12 protein-coding genes are annotated in these 11,277 nt (G+C 39.0%); 6 read left to right on the top strand and 6 right to left on the bottom strand.

Going from position 1 to position 11,277, the window contains the following annotated elements:
- Nucleotides 1–762, bottom strand: a 762-nt coding sequence (locus tag Q0X89_RS13120; RefSeq protein ID WP_297694901.1) for an amino acid permease, incomplete at its 3' end; no start/stop codon positions are given.
- A gap of 59 nt (nucleotides 763–821) precedes the next feature.
- Between Q0X89_RS13120 and Q0X89_RS13115 the strand changes: the two genes are divergently transcribed.
- Nucleotides 822–1,910 (top strand): aromatic ring-hydroxylating dioxygenase subunit alpha, encoded by a 1,089-nt coding sequence (locus Q0X89_RS13115; RefSeq protein WP_297694899.1) that lies wholly within the window; start codon nucleotides 822–824, stop codon nucleotides 1,908–1,910.
- A gap of 95 nt (nucleotides 1,911–2,005) precedes the next feature.
- Nucleotides 2,006–3,184 (top strand): acyl-CoA dehydrogenase family protein, encoded by a 1,179-nt coding sequence (locus tag Q0X89_RS13110; protein ID WP_297694897.1) that lies wholly within the window; start codon nucleotides 2,006–2,008, stop codon nucleotides 3,182–3,184.
- Here the strand turns inward: Q0X89_RS13110 and Q0X89_RS13105 are convergent.
- Both Q0X89_RS13105 and Q0X89_RS13100 read right to left on the bottom strand, forming a co-directional pair.
- Entirely contained in the window at nucleotides 3,177–3,863 is a 687-nt protein-coding gene (locus Q0X89_RS13105) for an aminoglycoside phosphotransferase family protein (protein ID WP_297694895.1), read from the bottom strand. The two genes, Q0X89_RS13110 and Q0X89_RS13105, sit on opposite strands and share 8 nt — an antisense overlap.
- A 299-nt stretch (nucleotides 3,864–4,162) precedes the next feature.
- On the bottom strand, nucleotides 4,163–5,059 hold the full coding sequence (locus Q0X89_RS13100) for a sugar phosphate nucleotidyltransferase (RefSeq protein ID WP_297694893.1): 897 nt from the start codon (nucleotides 5,057–5,059) through the stop codon (nucleotides 4,163–4,165).
- A gap of 142 nt (nucleotides 5,060–5,201) precedes the next feature.
- Between Q0X89_RS13100 and hemN the strand changes: the two genes are divergently transcribed.
- Both hemN and Q0X89_RS13090 read left to right on the top strand, forming a co-directional pair.
- Nucleotides 5,202–6,563 (top strand): oxygen-independent coproporphyrinogen III oxidase, encoded by a 1,362-nt coding sequence (gene hemN, locus Q0X89_RS13095; protein WP_297694891.1) that lies wholly within the window; start codon nucleotides 5,202–5,204, stop codon nucleotides 6,561–6,563.
- A gap of 31 nt (nucleotides 6,564–6,594) precedes the next feature.
- Nucleotides 6,595–7,419, top strand: coding sequence for a universal stress protein (locus Q0X89_RS13090; RefSeq protein WP_297694889.1), 825 nt, complete (start codon nucleotides 6,595–6,597; stop codon nucleotides 7,417–7,419).
- A gap of 131 nt (nucleotides 7,420–7,550) precedes the next feature.
- Here Q0X89_RS13090 and Q0X89_RS13085 read toward each other — a convergent pair whose 3' ends face one another.
- The 3 genes from Q0X89_RS13085 to Q0X89_RS13075 form a co-directional block, all read right to left on the bottom strand.
- A complete protein-coding gene (locus Q0X89_RS13085; protein WP_297694887.1) occupies nucleotides 7,551–8,420 on the bottom strand; it encodes a PIG-L family deacetylase in 870 nt (289 codons plus the stop codon).
- A gap of 2 nt (nucleotides 8,421–8,422) precedes the next feature.
- Nucleotides 8,423–9,814 carry a Gfo/Idh/MocA family oxidoreductase gene (locus tag Q0X89_RS13080; RefSeq protein WP_297694885.1) on the bottom strand — a complete coding sequence of 464 codons (1,392 nt, stop codon included), beginning with the start codon at nucleotides 9,812–9,814 and terminating at the stop codon, nucleotides 8,423–8,425.
- A gap of 77 nt (nucleotides 9,815–9,891) precedes the next feature.
- A complete protein-coding gene (locus Q0X89_RS13075; RefSeq protein ID WP_297694883.1) occupies nucleotides 9,892–10,344 on the bottom strand; it encodes an Rrf2 family transcriptional regulator in 453 nt (150 codons plus the stop codon).
- Nucleotides 10,345–10,445: 101 nt separating this feature from the next.
- On the opposite strand from Q0X89_RS13075, the gene Q0X89_RS13070 reads away from it, so the two are divergent.
- Nucleotides 10,446–10,952, top strand: a complete 507-nt coding sequence (locus tag Q0X89_RS13070; RefSeq protein WP_297694881.1) for a cytochrome c — start codon at nucleotides 10,446–10,448, stop codon at nucleotides 10,950–10,952.
- A gap of 16 nt (nucleotides 10,953–10,968) precedes the next feature.
- Nucleotides 10,969–11,277, top strand: a 309-nt coding sequence (locus tag Q0X89_RS13065; protein ID WP_297694879.1) for a fasciclin domain-containing protein, incomplete at its 3' end; no start/stop codon positions are given.

Genomic DNA, 11,277 nt, shown 5'->3' with positions numbered 1-11,277 from the left:
TCCTGGAGGCACCATCCCCATGACAGCTATTGTTCCCAATATATAAACCATAGTAGTAATCAATGTTCCCAGGATAGTGGCTCTGGGAATGGTTTTTCCGGGGTCTTTTACGTTATCTGCCGGAATGGTAGCACTCTCAAATCCCAAAAAGGCATAGAGGGTCATAGTAGATGTTATAGCAATAGCTTCAAAACTAGATGAATCACTTACATTGAAGGGTATAAAGTTGTCAATATTAAAAAAGAAAAAGCCTCCAACAATAATCACTAGTATTGGGGTTAGTTTAAGTAATGTTGTAACAACCTGTATTTTCCCCGATTCTCTGACTCCTCTTGAGTTTACCCAGGTGAGGAACCATATAGCGCTAAGACCGGTCAGCACAGAAGCCAGCGAATTATTTTCCAATATTGGGAATAAAACGGTTAAAGCACTTACAAAGGCAATGGACATTACAGCCATACCAACCCAAACAGAAATCCAATATCCCCAGGCCACCAAAAATCCGGCGAATTCCCCTAGGCCTGCCTTGGTATAAGCATAGGGCCCCCCACTTTTATCGAGGAACAATTTACTGAGCCTACTGAAAACCAAAGCCAGTACAAAAGTACCCAATGAAGACGCCACCCACCCAATAATGCTTATTCCTCCGTAAGCAGCAAGTGCTGCGGGCATTAGAAAAACACCTGCTCCAATCATATTGCCGATTACCAGAGATGTGCTCATCCATAAGCCCAGTTTTTTATTATTCTTGTTTTGGTTCATTGGTTTAGGTTGGTTCTGAAAAGATTTATATATTTTTAAATGTACAAATTATATAACTCGTGACTGAAAAACTTAGAATTGATCCGGATATAACTAAAGCAGAAACCTTACCTGCCTCTTTTTATCGCAATCCGGATTTTTTTGAGGCAGTCAGGGAGCGAATATTCTACAGGTCCTGGCAATGGATTGGACATGAAGGTCTGGTGGATTCCGACCATAATACATATCCATTTATTTTACTGGATAAATTTTTAACTGAACCCATGCTTTTAACCAGGGATAAGGCAGAGAGGCTTTCTTGTCTTACCAATGTCTGCACACATCGCGGGAATTTGGTTGTTGAAAGTGCTAAGGCTACAAAAAAACTTATTTGCGGTTACCACGGGCGAAGCTTTAATCTTCATGGTAAAATGGAGCATATGCCGGAATTTGAAAATGTTGAGAATTTTCCAAGGCCATGTGACAACCTCAAAAAATTTCCATTGCAGTATTGGGGACCTTTTTTATTTGTAGGCCTCAATCCTGCTTTTGAACTGCAAGAGGTATTGGATAGCATGAATAAAAGGATAGGGTTTTTGCCTTTGCAGGAATTCAAACTTGATGAAAAACGAAAGAAGGACTATTTTATAAATGCAAACTGGGCCTTGTATTGTGATAATTATTTGGAAGGTTTTCATATCCCATTTGTCCACGATGATTTGAATGCAGTGTTAGATTACGGTAACTATGATACTATTCTGCATGACCATATGAATTTACAGATAGGATATGCAGAAGGTACCGAAGAGGTCTTTGATCTTCCTGAAAATCATCCGGATTATGGAAAGAAAATTGCGGCATATTATTACTGGATATTTCCAAATATGATGTTCAACTTTTATCCCTGGGGTGTTTCCGTAAATTTGGTCCAGCCCCTTGAAATGAATAAGACAAAAGTCTCCTTCTATAGCTATGTTTATGACTCTTCGAAATTAGATAAAGGGGCTGGTTCGCAATTAGATAAGGTAGAAATGGAAGATGAAGAAGTAGTTGAAGGTGTGCAGAAGGGTATTCGCTCCCGTTTTTATAAGGCAGGCAGATTCTCACCATCGCGGGAAAAAGGAGTACATCATTTTCACAGGCTTTTGGCAGAATTTATTAATTCATAGTTCTTCGTTTCAAAGCTAATTTCTGTTATAAAATGTCCTTTCTCTTCATTGGTTTGTTATATTCCTTTAACTACCTTTGAAAAAAATTTTTACGAATGAGGCCAGACTTGTTTGAAGCACCGGATTACTATAACCTTGATGAGCTTTTAAGTGAAGAACACAAATTAGTGCGCGATGCCGCCCGTCAGTGGGTAAAACGCGATATCACCCCAATAATTGAGGAATTTGCCCAAAAGGCAGAATTTCCTCAACAAATTATAGGCGGACTTGCAGAAATTGGAGCCTTCGGACCTTATATTCCTGTAGAATATGGCGGAGCCGGCCTGGACCAAATTAGCTATGGACTCATTATGCAGGAAATTGAACGTGGAGACAGTGGAGTTCGCTCTACGGCTTCGGTTCAGTCTTCCCTGGTCATGTACCCAATATTTGCATATGGAACGGAAGAGCAAAGAAAAAAGTACTTACCTAAATTGGCTACCGGAGAGCATATGGGTTGCTTTGGTTTAACCGAACCAGATCATGGATCTAACCCCAGCGGGATGGTAACCAATTTTAAAGACAAAGGAGATCATTATTTATTAAACGGAGCAAAGCTCTGGATCTCTAATTCCCCATTTGCCGATATTGCTATTGTTTGGGCTAAAAATGAAGAAGGTAGAATTCACGGATTAATTGTGGAAAGGGGAATGGAAGGATTTTCAACGCCGGAAACCCATAATAAATGGTCGCTTAGGGCCTCCGCAACAGGTGAATTAATATTTGATAATGTCAAAGTTCCTAAAGAAAACCTGTTGCCTGGTAAAAATGGGCTGGGAGCGCCTTTAGGATGTCTGGACTCTGCACGATATGGCATTGCCTGGGGTGCCATTGGCGCCGCTATGGACTGCTATGATACCGCCCTTCGTTATGCCAAGGAACGAATCCAATTTGGAAAGCCAATTGCAGCAACTCAGTTGCAACAAAAGAAATTGGCAGAAATGATTACCGAAATAACAAAGGCACAACTTTTGGCATTTCGCCTGGGACAATTAAAAAATGAAGGGAGGGCTACTACCGCACAAATTTCTATGGCCAAACGCAACAATGTTGAAATGGCAATCAAAATAGCCCGGGAAGCCAGGCAGGTTCTGGGAGGCATGGGTATTACCGGTGAATATAGTATCATGCGCCATATGATGAACCTGGAAAGTGTTATCACCTATGAGGGGACTCACGATATACATTTGTTAATAACAGGAGCAGACATTACAGGTCATAACGCTTTTAAATAAGACCAGCCCTCTTAAATTTCTTAGCTATAATTTCCTGCATGTATTCCATATGCTCTGAAGCGTTCGTGGTAAAGGCAAACAGGCTTAGGCTCCTATCAAGATTCTGGTTTTCATAAGTAACTTTATAGTAGATATTTCCTTGTAAATAATCTGTTAATGCCCTGATTCCATGCATAAATGGCATTATTTTTACCCCTGGTGCCAAATATTGAATTTCTGCTTCTGTCAGGAATTCCGAATTCATGCACAGGCCGTCAATAAATGCCTCAAAGAGTTCTTTGTTAAATGTTATTTTACTGAGGTCTTTTTCATCTTCCTCAACAGTATTTACTATAGTTCGCACGGCATCACCAAAATCGTAGTGAAAATACCCTTTCATTATAGTATCAAGATCTATAAGGCATAGTGCTCGTTTATCCGTTTTATCAAAAAGGATATTATTTAGTTTGGTATCATTATGACAAATTCTGACGGGCAAGTTTCCGGGATCATAAAGACTTAGTTCATTGAGTGTCTTTTGTGCAATTAGAATGGACTCAGACGCATTTTTTAATCTGTCTGTAGTTGCACTTTCCAGGGCTTCCTCAAATTGTCGGATACGCAATGAAAGATCATGAAATCCTGGTATGGAATCCTTAATTTTATCCATAGGAGCCTCTTCCAAAAGGGAATGGAACATTCACTTTCACTGAGTTTTAAATAGGGCTTCCCATCAACAGTATTTATAAGGGATATTTGGTGGTAATTTTCATCATTCAGGTAGGGCAACGCATAATGAATATTCTGCATCATTACGTCAATATTGCTTAAGACTTTAGGGTTTAACCGTTGTAAGATATAACAAGGGTCCGCATCTTGCAGGAGAGCGTAAGTATCATTAATATATCCCTGACTTATGGGTCGTATTTTATAGTCCCTTCTTTCAATGGAAAAATATGGCAATACAGCTTCGGGACCATTGCTTTCCATCGCTAGAGTCTATGAAGATTCAACAGGCCATAGTGGGGACCTGTACTCTCCAATTTCAGTCATGTTTTGCAATTCTTTCATAGCCTTTTCCTTATCATCAGCATAAGTTATTCCAAACCATTTGCTATCTGAAGGTATTACCTCAACACTTACTTCATTTTGCTCTAACATTTTCTGAATAACAAAAGGAATATATACTTCACCTCCGGCAATGTTTTCTTCATTCTCCATAAATATTCGAAGATCATGTTCAATATGGTCAAAAATAGAAGGATTGCAAACCCAAAAATTCATACTTACCAATTCATCTCCACTAAAGTGAAGTCCGGAATCTGTGTCTGTTAGCCCCTCGTTCACTTTTTCAATTTTTGTGCGTTCCACTACCGAATGCAACTTATTTCCATCCCTTTTGCAAACTCCTCTGGATACAGAGCCGTATTCTGACAGGGTATCAGAAAGGGTATAAGCTACTAAAGCATACGAATCTTTGTTTTCTCTTGTTTTTATAAAATTTGACGCATTTTTATAGGCTCCCTTTCCATAGTAGTCATCCGCATTTATAATTGCAAAAGAATCTTTAATGACATGTCTGGCAGTCCAAACCGCATGGGCAGTTCCCCAGGGTTTACTTCTATCTCCTTTGAATCCGGTTCCTTCAGGAAGGTCTGAAAGTTCCTGCGAAAGGACATCGAGCTTTATATGATTTGGTAGTTTTGGAGACAGGTAATTCTTTAAAAAATCAACATTGTCCTTTTGTGTAATTACGACTATATGATCAAAACCATTCTCTAATGCATCGTATATACTGAATTCCATAAGAAATTCATCTTTAGGCCCCAGGCTGTCAAATTGTTTAAGTTTTCCATATCGGCTACCTCTTCCGGCTGCCATAAGTAAAAGAGTCATAAATCTTCTGTTATGGCCGCAAAAATAAGTTTTTATAAGTGAAATTCTAAACTCAATTAAGATTTAACCATAATTTAAAACTGATTTATGTCATATAATATTGAACATAAAACAAATAGATTTGTTAGAAACCCTTTTATAGATGCGCAACTTAGTACACAAATACAATATCCCCGGACCGCGTTATACCAGTTACCCTACTGTTCCATATTGGAATATGGGAACTTTTTCTGGAAAAGACTGGAAATCTACCCTAAAGAGAAGTTTTGAAGAAAGCAATTCCACTGAGGGTATAAGTCTCTATATTCATTTACCCTTTTGTGAACAAATGTGCACGTTTTGTGGTTGTCATAAGCGCATTACAAAAAGACATGAGGTAGAGAAACCTTATATAAGTACCTTATTAAAAGAGTGGAGTTTATATTGTAAACTTTTTGATTCTAAACCCATAATTAAAGAATTGCATTTAGGAGGTGGTACACCGACTTTCTTTTCTCCGGAACACCTTAAAATATTGATTAACGGAATTTTCAGGCATGCAGAAAGAGCTGAAAATTATGAATTTAGTTTTGAAGGACATCCAAATAATACCACAAAGACACATTTAAAAGCACTCTTTGATCTTGGTTTTAGAAGGGTGAGTTATGGTGTACAGGATTATAACCAAACAGTACAAAAAGCAATTCACCGCGTTCAGCCTTTTGAAAAAGTAAGGGATGTTACCGAATGGTCTCGTGAAATTGGATATACATCAGTAGGCCACGATCTAATCTTTGGACTCCCGCATCAAACCCTGGAACATGTTAAGGATACCATCTTAAAAACCAAATTGTTAATGCCAGATCGTTTGGCCTTTTATAGTTATGCCCATGTACCCTGGCTTAAAGGTAACGGGCAAAGAGGATACAATGATATAGACCTTCCAACAGCGGAAGAAAAACGTAACCAGTACGAGAGTGGAAAATCCTTATTGGCTGAGGTGGGTTACCACGAAATTGGAATGGATCATTTTGCGTTGGAAAGCGATTCCTTATACACTGCAATGGAAACTGGAAAACTTCATAGGAATTTTATGGGGTATACGGCTTCTAAAACCCAATTGATGATTGGTCTTGGCGTATCAAGTATTGGTGATAGCTGGTATAGCTTTGCACAGAATGTTAAAGGCCTGGAGGAATATGAACACCTGGTAGAAAATAATATTATACCTATTTATCGAGGACATATTTTAACCGAGGAAGATCAAATTATAAGAAGACATATATTGAATTTAATGTGTAGCTTTGAGACAAGTTGGGATCCTGAAAGTAAGAATTTCGAGTTTTTAGAACAGGGTTTGACCAGGCTTAAAGAAATGGAGAAAGACGAATTAGTTGAAATTAGCGTTAATAGTATTAAAGTTACTGAAAAGGGAAGGCCCTTCATAAGAAACATATGTATGGCTTTTGATTTGTTATTACATAGGAAAGCACCTGAAACCAGGTTGTTTTCCATGACTATTTAAAAAGTGTTTATTCACCTTAAAATCTAAGAAAATGAAAACAATTATAGTACCAATTGACTTCTCTGAGCAATCAGAAAATGCTTTAAAAGTTGCGGCTAACCTGTCAAAAAAGCACGGCTCTGAAATTATAGCTTTGCATATGCTCGAATTAAATGAAGCAATGATTTCATCTTCGGAAGGATTTCATCCTGAACAAACCGTATTCCTCATTAAAATGGCGGAAAAGCGGATAAACGAGTTTTTAGATAAACCTTATTTGCAGGGTGTAAAGAAGGTAACACCTATTATTAAGCACTTCAAAGTATTTAGTGAAGTTAATGATGTTGCGGAAAAACATGGGGCAGATATGATTATTATGGGCTCACATGGTAGCGATGGACTTAAAGAAATATTTGTAGGGTCAAATGCCGAAAAAGTAGTTAGAAATTCTGATATTCCGGTTCTTGTAATTAAAGATGAAATGGAAGATTTCAAGGCTGAAAATTTTGTATTTGCATGTGCATTTAAGGATGAAAGCCTTGTTGCCTTTAAAAGAGCCAAAGAGTTTGCGGATAAATTATCGGCTAAACTGCACCTGGTCTATATAAATACACCGGGAGATAACTTTTTAAGTACACAGGACGCATATGAAAAAGTAAATAAGTATTTGCAAAAAGCCGGTGCCGGGAAGGAAGTAACTGTCTATAATGATTACAGTGTAGAAAAGGGTGTTTTAAATTTTAGTGAAAGTATCCAAGCCGACGTAATCGGAATTCCTACTCATGGCAGAAAAGGACTCTCGCATTTCTTTATGGGAAGTATAGGAGAGGATATTACCAATCATTCTAAAATTCCGGTGATTACATTCAAAATATAGTTTTAGGTTAAATATTTAATTTGATATAATAAAGGGGGATCCAAAACGATTCCCCTTTATTTATTTGTGACGACATCTGAATTATATTTAATAGGGGCCTGATAAAGATTTAGCAGCCAAGTGTTGCATCATTAATTTTTGAGCATCGGAAATAGTTTTCTCAATTCCTCATCTGAAGGTTGGTTCCCGTATTCGCAAATTTCAAAACTCTCTACATGTTTTATTTCAGAGGCTTTAGCGCCATACCATTTTTTAAGAGCCTCCATTGCCACTTTGTTTGGTGCATTTGATCTCCAGTTAGCCAGCATTTCCAGTCGTTCCTTTTCTCCTGTCGGAACCTTATCTAAATTTCCCGAGGTCCAGGGAAGCCACTCAAAGAATTGCGATTCATGTGCGGCCAGGGCGTAAATTTTCTGATCAAAAACAGCATCGATAGCCACAGCAATGTCTGGTTCAAAAGGGTTAGGACGTTGGAAGCGATCTTCGGAATATAAAAAAACAGGATTCTTTTTTAATGGGGCAGTATCGGCTGCAACATTTGGTACAATGACCATATAGGCTGCATCCTGAACCAGGATACCAGTGTAACGGTGATCCGGGTGGTAATCATTTGGCCTGGGAGCTATTACTACATCTGCATTCCATTTTCGGATCTCACGGATAACCTTCAATCTGTTTTCCAGCGTAGGCATAAGTTCCCCGTCGTGATTATCCATTACGGTATACTCAACCCCAAAACGTTTCCCCGCTTCCTTGGCTTCAGCCATCCTGATTTTTGCCAATGTACCACCACCTTTGTTATAATGACCGGCATCCCCATTGGTAAGGGAAACAAATTTTACCCTATGGCCCATACTTGCCAGTAGAATAGCCGTGCCACCTGCATCTACATCGCAATCATCGGGGTGTGCTCCAAAAACAATTACATTTATAGGATCAGCCTGGGAATAACTAAACTGTATCGTGAAAACTATCAAAAAGCAAACAATCAGATTTTTCATAATTAGGTTAATTTCATGCCCAAAGGATCCCAGTTAACGGGTTTATTACTATAGTAACTTTCATTGGCCAATAAGGCGGCACCTGCTGCCCTAAGGCCAAAGTTAGGGTCCTGGATTATTGTATTTTTACCACGGATAGCCTGGAAGAAGTTGTAAAAATGGTCATAGTGGCCACCTTTGTAATCTCTGGGAGCTTCCCAGAGTATTTCCCCTGTCTTCATAGCAGATTCTCTGCTTTCTAAGTTTTTTGAAGCGTATTCTTTCTTTATTTTCTCCTGAGTTGCTTCGGTAAAAGCAATCATGGAATAATTGCCCGGAGTCATTCCCAGTTTAGAGCGAACAAGTTTTACTGAATTGTAACCTACCTCCATAACTCCTTCCGTTCCTACCAGTTTGAAGCCGCCTCCGCCACCAGATCCTGCAATAAAATTCACCCTGAATGAGGCATTAAAAGCGGCATGAGTTTCAGTTTTAGGATAATCATAATAAGTTAAGGTAACGTCCGGTACATCACGTCCATCCTTCCAGTAGCGCAAACCGCCTGTAGAAATTGCCCGTGAAGGGCCTTTTGAACTTATGATATAATTCAATGTTGAAAAGGCATGAACAAACAGATCTCCGGCAACCCCTGTTCCGTAATCCCTGTAATTTCGCCATCTGAAAAAACGTGTGGTATCAAACGGGACTTTTGGTGCGGTTCCCAGGAAGGTGTCAAAATCTACGGTATCCGGATTAGCATCAGGCGGTATTGGATACTGCCAGGCTCCTTCTGAAGAATAACGGTCATTATACATGTCAAGAAGTACCAGGTCACCAATAGCTCCATCCTCATAGAGCAGTCGCGCTTTTTCATTTCCTAAAGAAGACATTCCCTGACTTCCCACCTGGCAGAGTGCACCGGTTTCTTTTTGAACCTTAATTATTTCATGACCTTCTGCAAAATTTTGTACCATAGGCTTTTCGCAGTAAACAGCTTTACCTGCTTTCATGGCATCAATGGTTATTTTTTTGTGCCAGTGATCCGGGACGGCTACAATGACCGCATCAATATCGCTACGATTTAGTATCTCCCGATAGTCTCTGGTAACGGCTATATCCTCTCCCCAAAGTTCTTTTGCCCTGTCTAACCTGCCCACGTAAAGATCACAGGCTGCTACAAGCTTAACACCCTGCACTTTTAATGCGGCAGTGGTGTCGTATATTCCCTGGATACCGGATCCAATTAATGCCAGATTTATCTGATCATTTATAGAAAATGTATTTTCTTCGTAGGTTCTGTTTAATAATAGTTTTTGATTATAGGAGGAAGCTAAAATTTGCGGTGCTGTTGAAATTGCAGCGGCTCCCAAACCAGCACGCCTTAAAAAGATTCTTCTTGATTGGTTCTTGCTCATGTTGGAGTTTATAGTTGATGTGTTGTTGTTTAAGCAGTTTAAATTACACTTTTTTAAGAAGTACTCCAAGAAGTTAATTAAATTGGCAAAAAGACCTTATTTAGTGCTAAATCCTGAGCCAGGTCATTTATGGTCTTACTATCGAGGAGATCAATCATTTTTGATTTTAAAGGACCTATTAAACTATGGATGGGACATGGGTGTTGCTCATTGCAGTCTTCCAAACCCAGCACACAGGATTCCATCTTTTTTTTCCCGTCAATAACCTCTATAACTTCCATTATGGTGCGGTTTTTATTTGATGGACTACTATAAAAACCCCCTTTAGGTCCCTTAGCCGATGAGATAATTTTACGCTTGGCAAGTTCCTGTAATAGTTTGGCAATGTATGCTTTTGGGACATTGATTCTTTCACTAATATCCTTAACCATCATTTTATTGTTTTCTTCTGTGTGGAGGGCGAGATACATTACAGCTTTTAGGGCATATTTGGATGAATTTGACAGCATTTTATTTGTATAAAATTTCATTACAAGGATAAAAAGATATTTTTATCCTTTATATGATTAATATCATGTTTTTTTTGTGCTTCCAAACTTATTTTTGACCATTAAATAAAACAAACAATCGAATGAAACAACTGATTAAAACTGCCGCATTCCTGCTTGCTCTGATCTTGATGAGTTGCGGAGGAAAAGAAGAAAAGAAAAAAGACGGTTTTAGTGTCACAAGACAAAAAACAGAAACGGAAAAGCCTGCGATTACCCCAGATGCCGAAGTAACAAAAGCATCAGAACGTGTAGATCTGGACAATAAGGGTGTTGGCCCTGTGGCCTCATTAACCCTAAACCCTGAAATAGATCAGGCTATGGCCGCTACGGGAAAAGAAGTATACGACCAAATGTGCCTCGCATGCCATAGAATTGGTAAAAAATTTATTGGCCCAGCCCCTGACGGGATCCTTGAAAGACGAACACCGGAATGGGTTATGAACATGATTCTTAATCCCGAACAAATGGTGAAAGAAGATCAACTAGCCAAAGATTTGTTGGTAGAGTTTAATGGCTCTCCAATGGCGAATCAGGGTCTTACCGAAGAACAGGCAAGGGCTGTCCTGGAGTATTTTAGAACCTTATAACATTATAAACAATCATATGAAAACAAAAACTAAATTAAGACTTATTGTAGGATCATTTTTTATGCTGGCTTTGTTGGTCGGCTGTAAAAATGAGGCCAAAACTAATACTCCTACCTCATCCCAGCCTGAGCAATTATCAAAAGAAGGAGGTCAGGCCTTTATTGAAGATGACGAATCAACGCCTAATGTATTACAAATTGCTATTGGTTCACCAGATCATACAACCCTTGTTGCAGCTGTACAAGCTGCTGACCTGGAGAATGCCCTAGTAAACGCAGGTCCTTTAATGGTATTTGCACCAACCAATGAGGCTTTTGCAGCACTA

It is taken from the genome of uncultured Eudoraea sp., assembly GCF_947258525.1.
Classification (GTDB): Bacteria; Bacteroidota; Bacteroidia; order Flavobacteriales; family Flavobacteriaceae; genus Eudoraea.
This window is presented reverse-complemented; position numbering and strand designations above follow the sequence as displayed.